Source organism: Phycisphaerales bacterium, assembly GCA_040217175.1.
In the GTDB taxonomy this organism is placed as follows: Bacteria; Planctomycetota; Phycisphaerae; order Phycisphaerales; family UBA1924; genus JAHCJI01.
In genome coordinates this window covers 590,332-608,936 of sequence record JAVJNT010000002.1, presented here as the reverse complement: position 1 = coordinate 608,936, position 18,605 = coordinate 590,332, and the positions used below count along the sequence as shown (strand labels likewise).

The following is an 18,605-nucleotide window of genomic DNA, read 5'->3' as shown; positions in this document are numbered from 1 at the left end:
ACCATGCCTTCGCACGAGCGAACATCATGAACCAACCCGCTTCCATCCTGCTCGTCGGCGCTTCGGGCGCCCTCGGCTCACGCATCGATGCCCTCGCGGACAAAGACGATCGCTTCCGCGTCGTTGCACGCATCACGCGGTCGCACCCGCACGCCCACGCGCGCGCCCTGGCGCACGAAAATCGCGAAATCATCGTTGATTTCTCGCATTTCGACGCGATCGCGGATTCGATCGATCTGGCGCGCACGCGAGGCGCGCCGCTGCTGATCGGTACCACCGGGCTCGATCGAGAGCACCTCGAAGCGCTCGAGCGGCTCGCCGCCGACGTCCCCGTGCTCGTTGCGCCCAACACCTCCGTTGGGTGCGTCGTGCTCGTTCAGATGGTCCGAAAAATTTCTTGCGCGCTGGGTGAAAATTTTTCTCCATCGATCGCAGAATGGCACCGTTCGGGCAAGCGCGATGCGCCGTCGGGCACCGCAAATGCGCTCAAGCGGGCCATCGAACACGCCGACGACGGAGCCGTGAGGCTTGGAGATCAGGCCGTCGTGTCGGTGCGCGCAGGCTCGATCGTGGGCGAGCACGTCGTTCGCTTCGACGGACCCGACGAGACCATCGAACTCAAGCACACGGCGCACTCGCGCGACCTGTTTGCCCGCGGGGCGCTCCGCGCCGCGGCCTGGCTGGTTGACCAGCAACCGGGCTCTTACGACATGGTCGATGCGCTCGGCCTGCGCGACGAAGAGTCGCAAAACCCGCTCTGAGAGCGCCTGAGGGCCGATTTAGGCGGGGTCGTCTGTCGGCTGATCTGTCGGTTCGGAGGGCTGTCCAGGCTCGTCCGGTTCGTCCGCAGGCTCGTCGATCGTCACCGGTTCGGGTTCGCTCTGGTGCGCGGCTTCGGGTGGCGGGGGCGGCGGCTCGTCGGGCTGCGCGTCGATGCGACGCACCTTGACAACGTTGTCGCTTGACGTGATCGCACCCGTCGACTCGGCCATCTGTCGGACGCGTTCGGACATCTCGCGCAGCCGTTCGGCGTCGTCGCGCTCGCGTTCGGCGTTGCGCAGCCCGCCTTCGGGCGCCAGCGTCGCCAGGAACACCCCATTCACCCGGTTGTACAGGGCCAGGGTCTCTTCATCGTTGATCTGGGGCGCAACTCTTGCGCGTACGACGCCCCGATACGGGTTGTACCAGAAGCTGGCGGCACGTTCGCCGTCCATGTCGAACGCGACCGGATCGGCTGGATGATCGCGATCGGCGTCCTCCGCGGGCGCGATCTCGACCCACGGGCGATCGCCGGTGAGCAGGTGGTTCAAGGGGGGTTCGTCGCCGAACCAGTAGCCCTCGATGGTGTTGGGCCAGCCTCGACCGTTGACGGCCACGCCGCGCGTGGTTGCCTGGATCTTGAGCGTTGAGTGAAACTTCGCGAGCGAGAGCTCGGTCTGCACCACCACGTTTTCGACGGTCTCGCGCTGGGTCTGCTGGACCACCACGAGCACGACGGCCACGACGCAGAGGCCCAGGGCCACCACGTCCACGATCCGACGCATGCTGGAGCGTCCACTCGACATCACGTACCTCTCTAAAGGATGGGATCGGATCGACGCGGCCCTTGCGCTCGGCCCTTGCGGCGGATCTCGCGGGTCGGCGAGGGGCTGCGAGGGTCGTAGCGGCTGGCCCGGGCGGCGACCCGGGCGGCGTGCGTCCGCTAAACTGCGCCCACCCATGGCGATCGAGATCCGAGAACTGGCGTGCGGGGCGGTGCTGCTGGTCGAGCCGATGGCCGGCGTGAAGAGCTGCGCCCTGACCTGGACCCTGCCCGCTGGCGCCGCCGCCGAGCCCGAGGGCAAGCTGGGCATCGCGGGCATCGCGGCGGAGATGGCCCAGCGTGGCGCGGGCGGGCGCAGCAGCCGCGAGCACGCAGACGCGCTCGACGCCGCTGGCGTGGGCCGCAGCCTCGACGCGGGGGTCCGAACGAGCCGTCTCTCGGCGACGTTCGTGGGCCAGGACCTCGCCCGGGCCGTCCCGCTGCTGGCCGACACGATCGTCCGCCCGGCGATGGACGAAGCCTCGTTTGCCCCCGCGAAGAGCCTGGCGTTGCAGGAACTGGAGGCCCTCGCCGACGATCCGCAGGAGTGGGCGGGCGTCGAGGCCATGGCCCGGCACCTGCCGTCGCCGCTGAACCGATCGACCTATGGCACGCGGGAGGGGCTTGAGTCGTGCACGCACGCCGACGCGGTGGCGTTCCTCGAGCAGGGCTACGTGCCGCGCGGGAGCATCATCGCGCTGGCCGGCGACGTCGATCCGCTGCTCGCCCAGGAGACGTTGAACAAGGCCCTCGATGGGTGGACCGGCAAGGCCGCCGAGCCCATGGCACAGGGTTCGGTCGAGCGCGGCACGCACCACGTCGACGACGACGGCGCCCAGGTGCAGGTCATGGTCATCCGAGATGCCCCGCGCGACGGCACGCCCGAGGCCGCGTGCGAGCGCCTGGCGACGGCGGTGCTCAGCGGCGGCATGTCGGGACGCTTGTTCACCGAGGTGCGCGAGAAGCGCGGCCTGTGCTATGCCGTCCACGCCGGGTACACGCCCGAGCGTGAGGCCGGCTGGGTGACGGCCTACGTCGGCACGACGCCCGAGCGGGCGGCCGAATCGCTCGAGGTTCTCCGGGCCGAGCTCGACCGCATCGCCACCAAAGACGGCGCGCCCACCGAAGAAGAGCTCGAACGCGCTCGCGTGGGGCTCAAGAGCCGCATCGTGTTCGGCGGCGAGTCGACGGCGGCGAGGGCGGGCGCGATGGCCAACGACTACCGCAAGCTGGCCCGCTGCCGGACGCTCGAGGAGCGCGTCGCCGAGATCGACGCCGTGACGCTCGACGCATTGCGGGCGCACCTGGCGAGCTTCGATCGCGGGGAGCCCACCGTCCTGACGCTCGGACAGTCGCTGGCCGCCCGGCCCGCCGGGGCGGAGGCCTGACCCCATGCACGCACTCACCCTGCGCCGGCTCATCGAGCAGACGCTGGTCGTGCTGCTCATCGCGTTCCTCGCCCTGGCGCTCATCTATCCGATCGTGCTGACGATCCGCGGCGGCTTCGCGAGTGATCCCGGTGGCGACGGCGGCTGGACCATCGCCCACGTGCTCCGCGTGTTCCGAGACCCCGTGACCCGTGAGGGCCTCTTCAACGCGTTCTGGATCGCCACGGGCACGACCATCCTCAGCGGGCTCATCGCGGTGCCGCTGGCGCTCTTGGCGGCACGGCACACGTTTCCGTTCAAGGGCGTGTTCAGCGCGCTCATCCTCGTGCCGCTCATCCTGCCGCCGTTCGTGGGCGCCATCGGCTTCCGTGCCATCATGGGCCGCGAGGGCATGCTCAACACGCTGCTGGGCACCGACTGGGACGTCATGGGCGAGGCCAAGGGCCTGGGCGTCGTCATCGTGCAGGCGCTGCACCTCTACCCCATCCTCTACCTCAACGCGACGGCGGCGCTGGCGAACCTCGACCCGGCCATGAACGAGGCCGCCGAGAACCTGGGCGCGGGCCCGTGGCGTCGATTCACCCGCATCACGCTGCCGCTCATCCGTCCGGGGTTGTTCGCCGGCGGCACCATCGTCTTCATCTGGGCGTTCACCGAGCTCGGCACGCCGCTGATGTTCGACTACGACCGCGTGACGGCGGTGCAGATCTTCTACGGCCTCAGCGAGGTCGAGGGCTCGGCAAGGCCCTACGCGCTCACGTTCGTGCTCTTGGCGGCTTCGCTTGCGGCGTATGCGGCGGGCAAGCTCGCATTCGGTCGTCGTGGCTACGCCATGAGCATGAGGGCGACCCGCGCCGGGAGCGAGGTGCCGTTGAAGGGCGGTCGGGGCTGGCTCGCGGCCGGAGCGTTCCTGCTGGTGACGATCCTGGCGGTCGCGCCGCACGTGGGCGTCATCCTCATGAGCGTCAGCGGCGTGGGCCAGTGGTACCAGAGCCTCTTGCCCAAGAGCTTCACGATGGCCCACTTCGGCGTGGCCTTGGGAAGCGACGCGGCGTTTCGATCCATCGTGAACAGCCTCGTGTACTCGGCCCTGGCCGTCGTGCTCAACGCAACGATCGGCGTGACGGTGGGATACCTCATCGTGCGTACCAAGGCGGTCGGCCGGAGCGTGCTCGATACGCTGTGCATGCTGCCCTTGGCGGTGCCCGGGCTGGTGCTGGCATTCGGCTTCGTCGCGGTCAGCCTGGCCTGGCCCTTCCGCGGCACGCTCAACCTCGGTCTCGGCGAGGTCGGCGCCCCGCTGGACGGCGTGGTCTCGGTGGTGGGGGTCGATCCGAATCCGATCCCGCTCCTGGTGCTTGCGTACGCCGTGCGCCGTCTGCCGTACATCGTGCGGTCGGTCGTGGCGGGGCTCGAGCAGACCAGCGGCGAGATGGAAGAGGCCGCGTTGAACCTGGGCGCGACGCGGCTGCGGGCGATCCGAAGCGTGGTGCTGCCGCTGATCCTTGCCAACATCATCGCCGGGGCGCTGCTGGTGTTCGCCTTCAGCATGCTGGAGGTCTCCGACAGCCTCCTGCTGGCCCAGAAGCAGGACGACTGGCCCATCACGCGGGCCATCTACGCCTTCAGCAATCGCCAGGGCGACGGCCCGTACATCGCCAGCGCCATGGGCGTGTGGGGCATGGCGTTGCTGACGATCACCCTGGTGGGGGCGAGCGTGCTGCTGGGCAAGAAGATGGGGGCGATCTTCAGGGTCTAGCGAAGACCTGGAGGAGCGCCGCCCAAGTTTGTTGAAACTAACCTGGCCGGCTTCCCACTACAATGGCTCGACCACACACCGTCCTCGAAGAGGAGGAAAGGAAGCGAGCCATGAAACCGAACAAGATGCATACGAAAGCAACCCTCGCACTCGGACTTGCGACGGCGGCCATGCTCGCCCAGGGCTGCATCTTCTCGATCGGAGGCGGCAAGAAGGAGTACGTCGTTGCGGACAAGACGCGGCTGACCTCGTCGCAGCAGTCGCGGGCCGACGTCGTGCGCTCGAGCGAGGACGTGCCCAGCTTCAGCCAGGCCGAGAACACACGCCTGGGCAAGCTTGGCCCGGACACCACGGTGGAGCAGTTCCGCAAGATCTTCCCCGAGGCGGTCTTTCGCGGCTCGAAGAACCATGACGGCGGGCAGGTGCTGATCTACGAGGTCCGCGATCGCCGCGTCTACCGCTTCGAGAGCACGGACTACGGCCACATCCACGACGAGCCCGTGTTCTTCCGATTCATCGACGGCACGCTCGAGGGCTGGTACCACTCGACCACGGGCGCCAACTTTCCGCAGTGGTGGCTCGACCTGGACATGGACGAGGACGACGAGGGCTGAGCCCGGTGTGTCCCTAGCCGGCCATGACGCAGCGGCCCTTCGCCCACTGGCGGAGGGCCGCGACCTTTTCGGCCATCGTGACGCTGAGCGGCGGGCTCTCTTCGTAGACGGCAACGAGGCCGGCGGTAGTGACCGGCTGCTTCTGCGCGAAGGCCTCGTGCCGGGCGGCGATGATGCCCTGTTCGATCTCGGCGCCGCTGAAGCCCTTGGTCGCCTTGACGAGCTTGGCAAGGTCGAACGCTTCGGGATCGAGCCGACGCTTGCGAAGGTGGATCCCGAGGATGGCCTCGCGGGCCTCTTCGCCCGGCAGATCGACGAAAAAGATCTCGTCGAAGCGGCCCTTGCGCATGAGCTCGGGCGGCAGGCTTTCGATGTCGTTGGCGGTCGCGACAATGAACACCGGCTCGCGGTGCTCCTGCATCCACGTTAACAGGCTGCCGAACATGCGCCGGCTGAGCCCGCCGTCGGTGCCGCTGTTGCTCACCGACGCAAAGCCCTTCTCGATCTCGTCGATCCACAGGATGATCGGCGCCATGAGCTCGGCCTGGTGCAGCGCGGTGCGCAGGCGATTTTCGCTGGAGCCAACGAAGCGGTCGTACAGCGAGGTCGGATCGAGCCGCAGGAGCGGGCGCTTCCAGGCGGCGCTGATGGCCTTGGCGCACAGGCTCTTGCCCGCGCCCTGCACGCCGAGCATGAGCACGCCGCGGGGCGTGTCGAGCCCGTGCTCTTCGGCCTCGGCCTCGGTAGTCAGCAGCCGGCTGGAGAGCCATTGCTTGAGGTTCTTGAGCCCGCCGATGTCGTCGAGCGTCGCGGGCGCTTCGACGAACTCGAGCAAGCCGTCGGCTCGGACGTACTCACGCTTGCGGGCGACGATGCGGGGTAGGTCGTCGGCGTCGAGCCGGTGATCGTCTCGCACGACCTCGGCCACGATGTTCTGGACCTGCCGACGGGTGAGGCCGCGCAGGTTGCGCACCATCGCGTCCCACTCGCTGCGCTTGATCTCGACGTCGATGGGCGTGTGGCGGTGGTGGGCGCGCAGCTGCGAGCGCACGAGCCGCTCGATCTCCTCGGTATCGGGCGGCATGACTTCGAACTCGGCGGCGTACTGGCGGACGACGGGCGCGGTGATGCGTTCGTGGTCGATCAGCACGATGAGCTGGGCCTGCTCGTTGGCCCTGAACAGGCACTCGCGCAGCGCGCGGGCGACCTTGACCTCGTCGAGGTGGTGGCCCAGGTCGAGCATGACGTACACGCCCGGCTTGCGCTCGCTGGCGATCTGCCGCAGCGCGCGCTCGGGCAGCTGCGTCTCGCTCGACTGGCCGGTGTCCTCGAAGCCGGCGTCCTGGAGCCCACCGGTGAGCGTCCAGCGGTGGCAGATCATGCCTTGATCGGCGGCGGCGTCGCGGACGAGGTTGAGGGCGTAGACCTCCTCGCCCGTGGCGATGGTGATGGCCGGCTGGCTCGTCACCCGCATGAGACCCCGTAGACGATCGAGATTGGTTTCGGCCATAGCGCCGAGGATACGCGGATGGCCTGCGTGGATCGTTTTATGTCCGATAAAACCGAGATCGTCGCAATCGCGACATCGTACCGGCATCTGCCCTTGCGGATGCCACGGATGGGTGTAGGGTGGCTCCGTACGCTGCCATAAATAGGGGGTAACGGCTCGGAAACCGGGCCACTATGCCCCTTGAGACCGGGTTCGCGCGGGCCTGCCTGCACGCGCACACGGACGAGCCCGTGGACCAAGATTGGCCTTGGCAAGTGCCGGGGCCGGACCCATCCGGGGAGGTTGAATTCGATGATTGCACGCATGCCGACTCGCGGGACCGCCGCGAGGTTGTTGGGCTGTACGGCTGCCCTGTTCGCCACGACGGGCGGCGCACTGGCCCAGGGAACCTTGCTGCAGGAGGGCGGCTCGCCCGCCGGCCAGCAGTCGCCGCTGGTGTTCGATGACCTGATCGAGTACTCGATCGAGCGTCTGGACTTCCAGGCGAAGGGCGACGGGTCGGTGACGACCGAGGTCCTGCTGGGCGAGCAGCTGGTGACGGTCGAGCTCTGGCCTCACAGCGTTCGCTCGCCGGCCTTCGAGGTCCTGGTGCAGCGCGACGACGGTTCGATGGACCGCATCGTGCCGCCTTCGTCCACCACGTATCGCGGCCACGTCGAGGGCATCGACGGCAGCGTCGTGTCCGCCGGCCTCTACGGCGGATCGCTTACGGCACTGGTTTCCATCGGTGACGACGCGACGAGCAAGTGGGTCATCGAGCCCCTGAGCGATCGCGTCCCTGGCGCCGACGACGCGCTGCACGTGGTCTTCTCCGAGGACAACGACCTTTCTGGCGTCGACGGCTTCTGCGGCACCATCGATGCGCCGCTCGGCGGCCTTATCCAGGGCGATCCTCTCGCTCCGAGCGTCGACAACACGCTCCGGCTCGAGCTCGCCGTCGACACCGACTTCGAGTTCTACCAGAGCCGCGGGTCGTCGGAGCCGGCGGTCATCGCCGCCGTCGAGGCGCAGGTCAACTCGGTCTCCTCCATCTACGAGCGTGACGTCGACACCGTCATCGAGATCACGACGATCATCGTCCGGCCGACCTCGTCCGATCCGTACACCACGTCGGATGGCGGCGGCCTGCTCCAGCAGATGACCAACCACTGGCGTTCGCAGCAGACCGGCGTCCGCCGCGATACGGCCTCGCTCATCAGCGGCCGCAACTTCGCCGGCGGCACGCTGGGCGTTGCCTGGCTCTCCGGCCTGTGCACGACCACGCTCGGCTACAACGTGAACCAGTATGTGTCGCTCAGCACGGCCGCCCGCGTCGCCGTGCTGGCCCACGAGATCGGCCACAACTGCAACGCACGGCACTGCTCGGGTGGCGATTGCCGCATCATGTGCGCCGGCATCGGTGGTTGCGCCGGTGATATCCGGAACTTCGGCGCCTCTTCGCGGAGCGTCATCCGCTCGTTCCTCGAGTCGCGGCCCTGCATCGACGACCTCGTGACCGAGCCCGATCCGCAGCCGCTGCCCTTCGTCGAGGACTTCGACGACTCGACCTCGCTCGATCCGCAGCGGTGGGCCGAGTCCGATTCGGTGAACGTGACGCCGTCGGTCGTGAACCCCATCACCCCGCCCAACGGGCTGAACTTCCAGGTCGATGGAACCATGACGACGACGCGCTACGACGTGCCGTTCCCCACCGAGGCCGACACCTACGTCAGCATCTGGTCGCAGCACCGCTTCGTGGAGCCCGGCAAGTTCCTCAACGTGGAGTACTTCTCCGGGTTCACCGGCGCATGGGAGCCGCTCGGCACGATCGAGTCTGACGGCTCGGCCCAGCAGCAGTTCATCCTGAACGAGTGGAAGCTGCCCCTCGAGGCTCCGGGCGACGAGTTCCGCCTGCGAATCACCTCCGTCGGCGCCGACGCGGCCGATGCCTGGTTCATCGACAGCGTCTCGATCGACGAGTTCTGCCGCGTCGACATGAACGAGGACGGCGTGGTCAACCTCTTCGACTTCCTGGCCTTCCAGACGGCGTTCGACGGCGGGAGCCCGTTTGCCGACTTCAACAACGATACGGAACTGAACGTCTTCGACTTCCTCGAGTTCCAGAACCAGTTCTCGCAGGGCTGCCCCTGATCGGTTCGTGAAAACCTGAAGGCTCCTTTGCCCGGCCGGGCCTCCCCCGGCCGGGCTTCTTGTTTGTTGGGCCCGGCGTATCGTGGAATCGATGAGCAGCCACGCCCAACCGACGCCCGGCGCGTTGACGCTGATCGCCCGCGACATCAAGCTGGCGCACTCGGTTTTCGCGTTGCCGTTTGCGGTCCTCGCCGCCTTCATGGTCGCGCCGCGGACCCCGGCCGGCGACATCGACTGGCCGAGCATGGCCGGCCTGCTCGCGCTCGTGCTCGTGTGCATGGTGGCGGCGCGCACGTGGGCGATGGTGGTGAATCGGCTGGCCGATCGCGACATCGATGCGGCCAACCCGAGGACGAAGGGCCGCGTCTTCGCGTCGGGTGCGCTCCCACCGGCTGCTGGCTGGGCGACCCTGGCGGCATGCGCCGGGCTGTTCCTGGCGGCTTGTGCGCTGTTCGGCGTCTTCTTCGGCAATTGGTGGCCGGCCATCCTGGGCGCCCCGGTACTGGCGTGGATCGCGTTCTACTCGTTCACCAAGCGGTTCACGTGGTGGTGCCACGTGTTCCTGGGCGGAGCGCTCGCAGCGAGCCCGCTCGCGGCGGCGATCGCCGTGGGCGGCATCGAGACGCTGCAGCACGCGGCCCTCTGGCTGCTGGCGGGCATGGTGCTGCTCTGGGTCGCGGGCTTCGACGCGATCTATGCGCTCCAAGACCTCGACTTCGACCGCGAGGCGGGGCTGCGCAGCATCCCCGCGCGCTTCGGGTGGCGGCGGGCGAACGCGCTCAGCCGGGTGATGCACGCCGGAGCGGTTGCCTGCCTCGTGGGCGTGCTGCTGGTCGAGCCGGCGTTCGGCCTGATCTTCGGCGTGGGCGTCGCCGCGGCGGTGGCCCTCCTGGCGTACGAGCACGTCGTGCTCTCGAAGCGTGGGGCCGCGGGCATTCCGATGGCGTTCTTCACGCTCAACGGCATGATCAGCGTGCTGCTGGGGCTTGCCGGCGTGGTCGACGTGCTGGTCTAGCGCTCAGCCGTAGATCGCGTGCGCGAAGGCGAAGAGCAGCGTGAGCACCACGGCGTTGTTGAGCGCATGGGCGGCGATGGGGCCGACGAGTGAGCCACGCCACGCCCGGATGAGCGCGAAGTTGAAGCCCAGGACCGTGACGGGGATGAGCTGGATCAGCGCGTAGCCGTGCATCATGCCGAAGATCATCGCGCTCAGGATGGCGGCGATGGGCAGCGCCATGCGCGATCGCAGGTGGCGCAAGAGCGCGCCGCGGAAGACGAGCTCCTCGCACAGCGGCGCCCAGATGGTCGCCAGGGTGAAGATCATGATGAGCAGCACCGGGTCGAGCGACCGCGCGAGCTCGAGGATCGGGTTCGAGGGCCCCATCGCATCAGGATCTGTTGGGAAGAGGGTCTCCTGAAGGAAGAGGAGCACGAACATGACCGCAACGCCCGCGATGACGATGGGCAGCATGGCGAGGTAGCCGGCAGTACCCATGACGATCTCGACCATCACGCCCCGCGGTGCCCGCAGGCCCAGGTCATCGCGGATCTGGCTCCAGCTCACGCCGCGAGCCAGGGGCCACAACGGCACGAGAAGCAGCAGCCACTGCGCGGGCAGGGCGACAAGGCCCGCGATCATCTCGGCCGACTCGCCGATGAGCGCCGCAATGGCCTGCATGATCTGCAGCAGGGCGAATGCGACGACGAAGATCACGGCCGTCTCGAGGTACACGCTCCCGCCCGGCGCGGGCTTGGGCATCGCAAGGCGAACCTTGCCCGTGCCGAGCATGACCAGCGCGATGATGCCCAGGACGAGGCCCGCGAGGATGGCAAGGCCCATCATGCCCATCACGCCGCCGACGACGATGAACGGGCCGATCGCGCCCGAGAGGAGTTCTTCGCGGAGTTCGTGCTTCTGGGGTAGGCGGGCGACGCGGACGAGCTCGCCGAAGAAGCCGTGGCGTTCGACGATGCCGTCGATGGTCTCGTCGTCGAGCGCGGCGGCGTCGTCGCCGCTGTCCGAGATCTGCTGGTAGTAGGGCAGCAGCGTGCGCGCGTCGGCCAGGAGCTGGGCCCGCCGGGCCTGCGCGTCTTCGTCGCCCGGGTCGTAGAACTCGTCGGCGTCGCCTTCGAGCGTCGAGATGACCGCTTGCAGCTCGCTGATCGTGCGGTCGGCGTCGACCAACTCCCGATAGGCGATGGCGGCGCGAAATCGTTGCAGCGGGGTGTCGGCCGCCTCGATGGCGTCGTCGAGCTGGACTTCGAAGCTCTGGGCTGCCGCTGGGAAGTCGTAGGACATGCGGGTCGCCATGCGAGCGGTGACCTCGACGTTGTCTCCCTGCGGCGGCTGGATCTGCGAGGGATCGGTCTCGGGCTCGCCGTGGACCTGAAGCTGCTGCATGACCACCACCAGGGGCAGCACCAGCAGCAGGACGATCCACGCGAACCTGGCGGCCCCACGCGAGCCGGGATCGGGCCGGCGGCCCGGCGTCGGCGGCGGATCGATCGGGGGCTGGGTGTCGCCAAAGGTGTGGGGAGGCTGGTCCATCGCCCCAATCATCGGCCAGGGGAGGCGGCAGGGCCACCCGGGCGAGGGTCGACGGGGGGATGGGGCCCGCCCAGTGGGGCGTTTGGGGCTTGACGGGCGTCGGCGGCCGTCTACGCTTCTCTTCGCGTCGAGCGGCGGTGGCTGGTGGCCCTTGCCTCGCTCGGCGGACCGAATGGTCAATCCTGCAGCCGGGCCCACCAGCCCGCCTGCCCGCCCCGCCCGGTAGGCGGCGTACGTGAAGTGCCCTCGGCGACGTGTTTCCGCGTCGCCGGCCGCAGGAGAGTGTTATGCGTCGGCAAACCTACATGGCCAAGGCTGGCGAGGTCGAGCAGAACTGGCACGTGGTAGACGCCACGGACCAGGTGCTTGGCCGGATGGCCACCGAGATCGCCCAGGTGCTCATGGGCAAGCATCGCCCCGAGTACACCCCCCACGTGGACACGGGCGACTACGTCGTCGTGACCAACGCCAAGAACGTGAAGCTCACGGGCCGCAAGGAAGCCCAGAGCGTGCGGACCCGCTACACGGGCTACCCCGGCGGCCTCAAGGTCGAGACCTTCGGCTCGCTGCGCGAGCGCCGGCCCGAGGCGCTGATCGAGGACGCCGTGCGTCGCATGCTGCCCAAGAACCGGCTCGGCCGGGTCATGCTCAAGAAGCTCAAGGTGTACGCGGGCAGCGAGCACCCGCACCAGGCCCAGCAACCGGTGGAGATGAAGCTCTAATGGCTGACGAGAACACCCCGACTTCGACCGAATCCACCGATGCCGGCGCCGCCCAGAGCGGCTCGAGCCTGCTGGGTGGCAGCGCCCTGGCCCAGGCCGTCGCCGCCGACGAGTCCGGCGAGCCTACGACCCGCCGCGTCCGCGAGGCCGTCCCGCCCGATCGCCACGGCTGGTGGTGGGGCACGGGCCGCCGCAAGCGGGCAGTGGCGCGCGTGCGGATGAAGCCCGCCGCCGAAGACGGCAAGGGCGACGTGCAGATCCAGTGCACCCGCAAGAAGCTCAAGGCCGTTAGCGAGTACTTCACCGAGGCCCGCGACCGCAACGACGTGTTCGCCCCGCTCGAGGTGACGGGCACCAAGGGCCGCTTCGACATCGTGGTCCGCGCCAACGGTGGCGGCTACATGGGCCAGGCCCAGGCCGTTCGCCTCGGCATCGCCCGGGCCCTGCGCGACTACGACCCGAGCCTCGAGGACGCCCTGCGCGACGCCGGCTTCCTCTCGCGCGACGCCCGCAAGGTCGAGCGCAAGAAGCCCGGCCAGCCCGGCGCCCGCCGCCGCTTCCAGTTCTCGAAGCGCTAAGGCGCGATCCAAGCCAGCAACGACGAACGCAGCCCGTCTTTCCAGATGGGCTGCGTTTTTCGTGGTCGAGCGAAGCCGATCAATCGCAGCCGGCGTCGAACTCGTTCTGGAACTGCAAGAAATCGAAGATGGTCAACTGGCCGTCGCCGTCGAAGTCGGCCGCCAGATCGCCAGCATCGAACAGGTTCTGGAACGCGAGGAAGTCGAAGATGGTCAGGCTGCCATCGCCGTCGATATCGGCCCGGCAGGGCCCGTCGCCTCCGAAGGCGACCTGGTCCACGCCGTACCCGCTGTCGGTCAGGGTCTCGAGCACGACGGTCGTCACGGGTCCGCCGATGTAGCCCCAGAATCCGTCGCGGACGCCCGAGCCCGAGTCCACGAGAAACGTCTGGCCATCGATCTCGACGGTGAATTCGTTGTCGCGCTCGCCCATGCCCGTGTAGTCGAACGCGAAAGCCGTGGTCTCCTCATCGAGCGTGAACGTCGTGCGCGAGCCGACAAAGCCGCGATCGGTATCGAGGTACAGGTACTTCGCGCCGCCCGGCGTGGTGTTCTCCGACCCGAAGAGCGGCTGGTCCACCACCTTGGCGGCGGTGGGCGAGGTGTCGACGCGGAAGAAGTCGAAGTCGATGGAAACGACGGCGCCGCTGCCGGGCGTGCCCACGAGTGGCGCGTCCTCGAACGTCTCGATGGTGGTGGCGCCAGCCGCGGCCTCGAAGGCGGCGCGATCGGTAAACACCTGGGCATGGCACACGCCGGACAACACGCACACGGACGCGGCGGAGAGTACTGCGGTCTTCATGGTTTCTCGCTCCGTTGTGACCGCCCCCCATCGAGCGGGCAAATCTAATGTACCAGAATGCACCGGCCGACACAAGCGCTTCCACGCCTTGCGGATCGGCCAGTAGATCTGTACGCATTTGGTAAGGGTGCCGGATTGCGTGTCCTTCGCCACACCGCTTTGTGCTGGGCCTGAACCGGTGAACCGCCGATGGGGTGTTGATGGCCGATCCGAGTCCGCAGCCCCGTCCGCTTGAAGAACTCCGCCGCCTCATCGACGAGGCCGACGAGAAGATCGTGGCGTTGCTCAACGAGCGGGCCGGGCTGGTCGTCGAGGTTGGCAAGCGCAAGCAGCACGACGGCACGCCCATCTACGCCCCCGACCGCGAGCGCATGGTGCTCGACAAGGCCAAGGCGCGAAACAAGGGGCCGCTCAGCGACACCACCATCGAGGCGATCTACCGCCAGATGATGTCGGGCTCGTTCGCGCTCGAGCGGCCGCTCCGCATCGGCTACCTCGGGCCGCCGGGCAGCTACTCCCACCTTGCCGCACGGGCGCACTTCGGCGCCAGCGTCGAGTTCGCCAGCGTCACCAGCATCGGCGCCGTGTTCGACGAGGTTATCAAGGGCCACGTCGACTACGGGCTCGCGCCGATCGAGAACAGCACCGCCGGCGGCATCGTCGAGACGCTGGACGCCTTCATCGAGCACGCGGGTGAGGTCTCGATCTACGCCGAGGCCCAGGTCGCGATTCGACATGCGTTCATGGCCGGCTGCCCGGCCGAAGACGTCACGCGGATCCACAGCAAGCCCGAGGTGTTCGCGCAGTGCCACAACTGGCTGAGCGCGCGGTATCCCAAGGCCGAGCTGTTGCCCGCCGCGTCGTCGAGCCGCGCCGCCATCACCGCCGCCGAGGAGACCGAGAAGGCCCGCAGCATCGGCGCCCGCCCGTGCGCCGCCGCCATCGGCACGCCGCTCGCGGCCGAGCTGTATGGCCTCAGCGTGCTGGTCGAGTCGATCCAGGACCAGCCCAACAACATCACGCGCTTCGTGATCCTGAGCCGCGAGCGCACGGGCCGGACGGGCCAGGACAAGACGAGCATGCTCTTCGAGACCAGCGACGAGCCGGGCGCGCTGGCCGACGTGCTGGCGGTCTTCAGCGCCCACGAGGTCAACCTCACCCACATCGAGAAGCGACCCAGCGGGCGCGAGAACTGGACCTACATGTTCTTCATCGACGCCGCCGGCCACATGCAGGACGAGGCCGTGGTGGGGGCCATCGAAGACGCCAAGACCAAGTGCCGGCGGCTGACGGTGCTTGGGAGTTACCCGCGTGCGAAGGGGCTCTTGTGATGCTCAGCGGTCGGTGATCGTCGCGGCCTTCACGAACCCATCGTCGTCGTACTCCACGCACAGCCACAGGTCATCGAACGACAGCAGCCCCGGCTCGGGACCCAGGATGAACACCTGGTCCCACTGTGCCAGATCGCGCACGTTCTGGGGCTGCCCGAAGCGACCTTCGACCCACGAGCGGTCCATGGTGCCGCCGCTGGCGGCGAACATCACGGCTCGCGCGTCGCTCATCCGCCGTTCCTGATCCGCTGCCGGTGGCTGCCAGGAGAGCCACTGGAACACCAGGCTGGCTGCGACCACCTGCAGGACGAACAAGCCCACCAATGCGACGACAATGGTGATCAGCATGATGCGAACGGCAGCGAGGAGCGTGTAGATCATAAGCTAGTATACGCTAACAATGACGCGAGGGTTCGGGATGCGTCGGAGTCTGGGCGTTCGATCGACCCCGCATCCCGAGGACGCGCTGTCTGGTACATGCACGCTGAGGGAGGATCATCATGACCATGCTTGCGCGAAAAATCAGTATCTTGTTTGGGTGTTTGCTCGCGTCCGGGGCCGTGGCGGATGACGTTCGCCTGAGCCAGACCGTGTCCGACGAGGTCGTCCTCGGCTTCGGCCAGGTCTGCCCAGCGCTGGGGTCGGCTGCGATCGTGGAGGCCAGCAGCTACTGGCGCTCCTTCACGCTGCGCGATGAGGGCGTGCCCAGCGACTTCCAGGTCCGCCGGGTCGAGTTCGGCATCGAGCAGCTTCGGCTGCCCACGCTCATCGAGGTCGAGATCACCGTCAACCTCTTCACCGCCCCTGAGGGCACCGCGCCGCAGACCGGGCTCACGCTCATCGAGTCCGCGGTGCTCAACCCGGGCGATCGTTCCCTCGAGGTCGTGGGCGTCGACGTCGATGCCCTGGCCGCCGCCGGGACCGCGCTCGTCGTCGAGGTCAGCGTGCCCAGCCTGCGCGACCTGAGCTTCGGCGGCACCACGGACATCTTCGTTCCCGGCGCGAACGGCGACGGCGAGACCGCGCCGGTGTACTTCTCGAGCGACGCGTGCGGCGTCGCCGAACCTGTTGCCTGGGATCCGGCGTGGGGCACCTTCAACTACGTGCTCTCGGTCATCGGCGAGCCCTTCTGCGCGACCGACCTCGACGGCGACGGCGAGCTCACGCTGTTCGATTTCCTGACGTTCGCGAACCTCTTCGACGCGGGCGACCTGCGAGCCGACTTCGACGGCGACGGCGTGCTGACCGTGTTCGACTTCCTCGAGTTCCAGAATCGGTTTGGCCTGGGCTGCTGACCGAATCCGCTCGGGCACGATCTACCATGCCGCGTGACGAAGGCCGGCCCGACGTTTCCAAGGCAACGCCCCCTCGCGCCGCCGCGTGCGTGCGGGGGGTGCGGCCATGGTCTGGGCGACTTGCCGCTCAACGAGCCCTGCCCCGAGTGTGACTGGCGGCCCAGCGTTCGCTGCATCACGTGCGGCTACGACCTGGCGGGCCTGCCCGACGAAGGCGCGTGCCCCGAGTGCGCCACGCCGATCGACCAGTCGATGCGTGGCGACGGGCTGGCGTTCTCGAGCGTGGCGTATCTCGCCACGCTCGACCGTGGCCTGAGGTTCACGCGGCTGGGCGTCGGTTTGCTCTTCGCCGTGTGGGTCGGCGGCATCGCCCTTGGCATCGCGGTCTCGCTGCTCACCAGCGGCGGCACGCTCCCTTGGCTACGGATGCTGTTGGTCGGCGTTCCTTCGATCGGGTGCATCGGTCTTTGGGTGCTCGGCTGGTGGCTGGCGACGACCCCCGATCCGAGGCTCGCCGAAGACGTCCGCGGGCGAGCGCCGCTCTTCGCTCGCTGGTTGGCGATCGCGGGCGGGCTCTACTTCGCGGGCATGTTCATCACGCAGCCCTTCCTCGCAAGCTCGATCCCGTTCGTTGGCGTCGTGCTCGGCGCGCTGCTGCTGGGGCAGTATGGCTTCGGTGCGGTCTCTCTCAGGCGGCTGGCCGAGCGCGCCGGCAACCGGCGTGCGGCCGGCCATGCTCGGCAAGCGTGGTGGGCCACGGTCATCGTGTGCGGGGGTGCCGCGATGCAGATCCTGGCGAGCATCACGCTCTCGCAGGTGCCGCGCACGGCAGGCGCGACGATCCTCGGGACGATCGTCCTGCTGGTCGGTCTGACGATCTTCTTCACCAGCATCGTTGCGATCGTCCGCCAGGCGACCGCGGCCGGCCTGATCCGCGACGACCTGCGCCGGTTCCTCTTCCACGCCCGGAGGCAACGCGAACAAGGCGCATGAACAACGGCCCGTACGGGCCGTCATGGATTAAGGCGATGGGTTGCGGCTCTAGTTCGCCGCGTCTTGGATGGCGTCCCCGCCGGCTTCAATGTCCTCGCCAGCGCCTTCGACCGTGTTGCAGGCAGCGGCGGCGACGGCCAGGGCGACGAGCACGCCGGTCAGCGCCGTGCGAACGAGGGTGGTCTTGGTTTCGGTGTTGCGGTCCATGCTGCTTCTCCATTACAAGCCGGCCGCGTGCCGGCGTCATGTTCGACAACATAGGCCACGGCCGTGCCACCAGTCACCGGGTGAACCCGAATTCACCCGCGCCGGGCTGGACCGTCCTACATCGCCCCGCCCTCGAAGATCACGCGCTGCTTGACGCGGCGTGGATCGGGCTCGGGCACGGCGCTCAGCAGGCTCTGCGTGTACTTGTGCTGCGGATTCTTGAGGATGTCGTCGCGCGAGCCGGTCTCGACGATCTGGCCCTTGTACATCACCGCGATGCGCTTGCACACGTGCTGGATGACGGCCATGTCGTGGCTGATGAACAGGTAGCTCAGGCCGAACTCTTCCTGCAGGTCGGTCAGCAGGTTGATGATCTGCGCCTGGATGCTCACATCCAGCGCGCTGGTCGGCTCGTCGCACACGATGAACTTGGGCTCGAGCGCGAGCGCCCGCGCGATGCCGATGCGCTGGCGTTGCCCGCCGCTGAACTCGTGCGGGTAACGATCGGCCGCGGCCGCGGGCATGCCGCAGCGGACGAGCAATTCCTCGACCTGCTTGCGCAGCTGGCGGCGATCGGTCACCAGGCCGTGCACGATGAGCGGCTCGCCCACGATGCTGGCGATGCGCATGCGTGGATTCAGGCTGCCGGCCGGGTCCTGGAAGATGATCTGCATGTCTCGCCGCAGGGCCTTCATCTCGCCGCCCTGGGCCTTGAGCACGTCCTTGCCCTCGAACGTGACCTTGCCGCCGGTATTTGGGATGAGCCGCAGGAGCGTCCGGCCGACGGTGGTCTTGCCGCAGCCGGATTCGCCCACCAGGCCCAGCGTCTCGCCGCGGCCCAGGTCGAAGCTCACGCCGTCGACGGCTTTCACGTAGCCCGTCACGCGTTGCAGCAGGCCGCTGCGAACGGGGAAGTGGGTCTTGAGGTCCTTCACCGAGAGCAGCGGGGCATCGCTGCCGCGGTGCTGGCCTCTCGAGGCTTGCGGATCGGTGGGTGCGGCTGGGGCTGCTGGTGGGGTCATGGCGGCCATCCTATGGGGGCCAAGTGCCGCGAACGCCGCGCCGTCGGGTTACATTAGTGAAGACTATCCTTTTCGCCCCGGGCCGGGCATGGCGCGGGCGAAGCCGTTGCCCAGGAGTCCAGGC

17 protein-coding genes and 1 pseudogene are annotated in these 18,605 nt (G+C 68.1%); 11 read left to right on the top strand and 7 right to left on the bottom strand.

The genetic code is table 11. The features are described 5' to 3' along the window. The first annotated feature begins 26 nt into the window (after window positions 1–26). Window positions 27–761, top strand: coding sequence for a 4-hydroxy-tetrahydrodipicolinate reductase (gene dapB, locus RIA68_09730; protein MEQ8317723.1), 735 nt, complete (start codon window positions 27–29; stop codon window positions 759–761). 18 nt (window positions 762–779) lie between these two features. Here dapB and RIA68_09725 read toward each other — a convergent pair whose 3' ends face one another. After that, a complete protein-coding gene (locus RIA68_09725) occupies window positions 780–1,544 on the bottom strand; it encodes a hypothetical protein (protein MEQ8317722.1) in 765 nt (254 codons plus the stop codon). A 175-nt stretch (window positions 1,545–1,719) separates the two neighbouring features. On the opposite strand from RIA68_09725, the gene RIA68_09720 reads away from it, so the two are divergent. The 3 genes from RIA68_09720 (at window position 1,720) to RIA68_09710 (ending at window position 5,343) form a co-directional block, all read left to right on the top strand. Then, window positions 1,720–2,970 (top strand): pitrilysin family protein, encoded by a 1,251-nt coding sequence (locus RIA68_09720; GenBank protein MEQ8317721.1) that lies wholly within the window; start codon window positions 1,720–1,722, stop codon window positions 2,968–2,970. A gap of 4 nt (window positions 2,971–2,974) precedes the next feature. Further along, window positions 2,975–4,729: an iron ABC transporter permease gene (locus RIA68_09715; GenBank protein ID MEQ8317720.1), complete on the top strand. Its 1,755-nt coding sequence runs from the start codon at window positions 2,975–2,977 to the stop codon at window positions 4,727–4,729. Window positions 4,730–4,839: 110 nt separating this feature from the next. Beyond that, complete coding sequence (locus tag RIA68_09710; protein MEQ8317719.1) at window positions 4,840–5,343, top strand: hypothetical protein; 504 nt, start codon at window positions 4,840–4,842, stop codon at window positions 5,341–5,343. A 13-nt stretch (window positions 5,344–5,356) separates the two neighbouring features. Here the strand turns inward: RIA68_09710 and RIA68_09705 are convergent, their stop codons facing one another. Continuing rightward, a complete protein-coding gene (locus RIA68_09705; GenBank protein ID MEQ8317718.1) occupies window positions 5,357–6,853 on the bottom strand; it encodes an AAA family ATPase in 1,497 nt (498 codons plus the stop codon). Window positions 6,854–7,156: 303 nt separating this feature from the next. Between RIA68_09705 and RIA68_09700 the strand changes: the two genes are divergently transcribed. Both RIA68_09700 and RIA68_09695 read left to right on the top strand, forming a co-directional pair. Further along, complete coding sequence (locus RIA68_09700; protein ID MEQ8317717.1) at window positions 7,157–8,983, top strand: M12 family metallo-peptidase; 1,827 nt, start codon at window positions 7,157–7,159, stop codon at window positions 8,981–8,983. Between the two features lie 91 nt (window positions 8,984–9,074). Then, window positions 9,075–9,998, top strand: coding sequence for a 4-hydroxybenzoate octaprenyltransferase (locus RIA68_09695; GenBank protein ID MEQ8317716.1), 924 nt, complete (start codon window positions 9,075–9,077; stop codon window positions 9,996–9,998). A 3-nt stretch (window positions 9,999–10,001) separates the two neighbouring features. On the opposite strand, the gene RIA68_09690 is transcribed toward RIA68_09695, so the two are convergent. Then, window positions 10,002–11,531 (bottom strand): CPBP family intramembrane glutamic endopeptidase, encoded by a 1,530-nt coding sequence (locus RIA68_09690; GenBank protein ID MEQ8317715.1) that lies wholly within the window; start codon window positions 11,529–11,531, stop codon window positions 10,002–10,004. A gap of 287 nt (window positions 11,532–11,818) precedes the next feature. Between RIA68_09690 and rplM the strand changes: the two genes are divergently transcribed. After that, window positions 11,819–12,253 carry a 50S ribosomal protein L13 gene (gene rplM, locus RIA68_09685; protein MEQ8317714.1) on the top strand — a complete coding sequence of 145 codons (435 nt, stop codon included), beginning with the start codon at window positions 11,819–11,821 and terminating at the stop codon, window positions 12,251–12,253. 173 nt (window positions 12,254–12,426) lie between these two features. After that, window positions 12,427–12,831 (top strand): annotated as a pseudogene (gene rpsI, locus RIA68_09680) (30S ribosomal protein S9). Between the two features lie 79 nt (window positions 12,832–12,910). On the opposite strand, the gene RIA68_09675 reads toward rpsI, so the two are convergent. Beyond that, the gene (locus RIA68_09675; GenBank protein ID MEQ8317713.1) at window positions 12,911–13,633 is read right to left on the bottom strand and encodes a GC-type dockerin domain-anchored protein; all 723 of its coding nucleotides are present in this window, start codon (window positions 13,631–13,633) and stop codon (window positions 12,911–12,913) included. Window positions 13,634–13,833: 200 nt separating this feature from the next. Between RIA68_09675 and pheA the strand changes: the two genes are divergently transcribed. Further along, window positions 13,834–14,964: a prephenate dehydratase gene (gene pheA, locus RIA68_09670; GenBank protein MEQ8317712.1), complete on the top strand. Its 1,131-nt coding sequence runs from the start codon at window positions 13,834–13,836 to the stop codon at window positions 14,962–14,964. Window positions 14,965–14,967: 3 nt separating this feature from the next. On the opposite strand, the gene RIA68_09665 is transcribed toward pheA, so the two are convergent. Continuing rightward, window positions 14,968–15,345, bottom strand: a complete 378-nt coding sequence (locus tag RIA68_09665; protein MEQ8317711.1) for a hypothetical protein — start codon at window positions 15,343–15,345, stop codon at window positions 14,968–14,970. 119 nt (window positions 15,346–15,464) lie between these two features. Between RIA68_09665 and RIA68_09660 the strand changes: the two genes are divergently transcribed. Both RIA68_09660 and RIA68_09655 read left to right on the top strand, forming a co-directional pair. Further along, window positions 15,465–16,259, top strand: a complete 795-nt coding sequence (locus RIA68_09660) for a GC-type dockerin domain-anchored protein (protein ID MEQ8317710.1) — start codon at window positions 15,465–15,467, stop codon at window positions 16,257–16,259. Window positions 16,260–16,292: 33 nt separating this feature from the next. Further along, window positions 16,293–17,252 carry a hypothetical protein gene (locus RIA68_09655; protein MEQ8317709.1) on the top strand — a complete coding sequence of 320 codons (960 nt, stop codon included), beginning with the start codon at window positions 16,293–16,295 and terminating at the stop codon, window positions 17,250–17,252. A 48-nt stretch (window positions 17,253–17,300) separates the two neighbouring features. Here RIA68_09655 and RIA68_09650 read toward each other — a convergent pair whose 3' ends face one another. Then, window positions 17,301–17,459: an entericidin A/B family lipoprotein gene (locus tag RIA68_09650; GenBank protein MEQ8317708.1), complete on the bottom strand. Its 159-nt coding sequence runs from the start codon at window positions 17,457–17,459 to the stop codon at window positions 17,301–17,303. Between the two features lie 116 nt (window positions 17,460–17,575). After that, window positions 17,576–18,481: an ATP-binding cassette domain-containing protein gene (locus RIA68_09645; protein ID MEQ8317707.1), complete on the bottom strand. Its 906-nt coding sequence runs from the start codon at window positions 18,479–18,481 to the stop codon at window positions 17,576–17,578. Between the last annotated feature and the right edge of the window lie 124 nt (window positions 18,482–18,605).

Coding starts and splice junctions, on each gene's coding strand:
- dapB (MEQ8317723.1), top strand. CDS start 27: ATGAACCAACCCGCTTCCATCCTGCTCGTCGGCGCTTCGGGCGCCCTC.
- RIA68_09725 (MEQ8317722.1), bottom strand. CDS start 1,544: ATGCGTCGGATCGTGGACGTGGTGGCCCTGGGCCTCTGCGTCGTGGCC.
- RIA68_09720 (MEQ8317721.1), top strand. CDS start 1,720: ATGGCGATCGAGATCCGAGAACTGGCGTGCGGGGCGGTGCTGCTGGTC.
- RIA68_09715 (MEQ8317720.1), top strand. CDS start 2,975: ATGCACGCACTCACCCTGCGCCGGCTCATCGAGCAGACGCTGGTCGTG.
- RIA68_09710 (MEQ8317719.1), top strand. CDS start 4,840: ATGAAACCGAACAAGATGCATACGAAAGCAACCCTCGCACTCGGACTT.
- RIA68_09705 (MEQ8317718.1), bottom strand. CDS start 6,853: ATGGCCGAAACCAATCTCGATCGTCTACGGGGTCTCATGCGGGTGACG.
- RIA68_09700 (MEQ8317717.1), top strand. CDS start 7,157: ATGCCGACTCGCGGGACCGCCGCGAGGTTGTTGGGCTGTACGGCTGCC.
- RIA68_09695 (MEQ8317716.1), top strand. CDS start 9,075: ATGAGCAGCCACGCCCAACCGACGCCCGGCGCGTTGACGCTGATCGCC.
- RIA68_09690 (MEQ8317715.1), bottom strand. CDS start 11,531: ATGGACCAGCCTCCCCACACCTTTGGCGACACCCAGCCCCCGATCGAT.
- rplM (MEQ8317714.1), top strand. CDS start 11,819: ATGCGTCGGCAAACCTACATGGCCAAGGCTGGCGAGGTCGAGCAGAAC.
- RIA68_09675 (MEQ8317713.1), bottom strand. CDS start 13,633: ATGAAGACCGCAGTACTCTCCGCCGCGTCCGTGTGCGTGTTGTCCGGC.
- pheA (MEQ8317712.1), top strand. CDS start 13,834: ATGGCCGATCCGAGTCCGCAGCCCCGTCCGCTTGAAGAACTCCGCCGC.
- RIA68_09665 (MEQ8317711.1), bottom strand. CDS start 15,345: ATGATCTACACGCTCCTCGCTGCCGTTCGCATCATGCTGATCACCATT.
- RIA68_09660 (MEQ8317710.1), top strand. CDS start 15,465: ATGACCATGCTTGCGCGAAAAATCAGTATCTTGTTTGGGTGTTTGCTC.
- RIA68_09650 (MEQ8317708.1), bottom strand. CDS start 17,459: ATGGACCGCAACACCGAAACCAAGACCACCCTCGTTCGCACGGCGCTG.
- RIA68_09645 (MEQ8317707.1), bottom strand. CDS start 18,481: ATGACCCCACCAGCAGCCCCAGCCGCACCCACCGATCCGCAAGCCTCG.